1 pseudogene is annotated in these 316 nt (G+C 49.4%); it reads right to left on the bottom strand.

The features are described from left to right. Positions 1 to 311, bottom strand: a pseudogene (locus FS628_RS33225) (S-methylmethionine permease); the annotation flags it as partial. Positions 312 to 316: the final 5 nt, after the last annotated feature.

Below are 316 nucleotides of genomic sequence, written 5' to 3'. Positions count from 1 at the left end.
ATGGGTGAGGAAGGATAGAGGGGTGAATTGGGAGGAGAGAGAATGGGGGTGAGAATAAGAAAGTTGATAATGTGTGGTGGATAGGGTAGACGGACCGGCTGGATTAGGGGTACAAATGGAGTTTGGAGTAGACTGGCATCGGAGATGGGTAGGAAAGGAGAGAAGATAAGAATCGTTGGGATGAAGAAAATAAGGAAAGGGGAGAGTGTGGTATGAATGGGTTTGGGTATGGTGTTGTGGGGGTTGTGTGTGTGGCGGGGAGGAATGGGGATTAAGTCGGTGGCGGAGAATGGAAAGTTTAGAGGAGGGATGGTGA

It is taken from the genome of Paenibacillus xylanexedens, assembly GCF_007676705.1.
Taxonomy (GTDB): Bacteria; Bacillota; Bacilli; order Paenibacillales; family Paenibacillaceae; genus Paenibacillus; species Paenibacillus xylanexedens_C.
The sequence above is the reverse complement of the archived record's forward strand: the minus strand, read 5'-3'. Positions and strand labels throughout refer to the sequence as shown.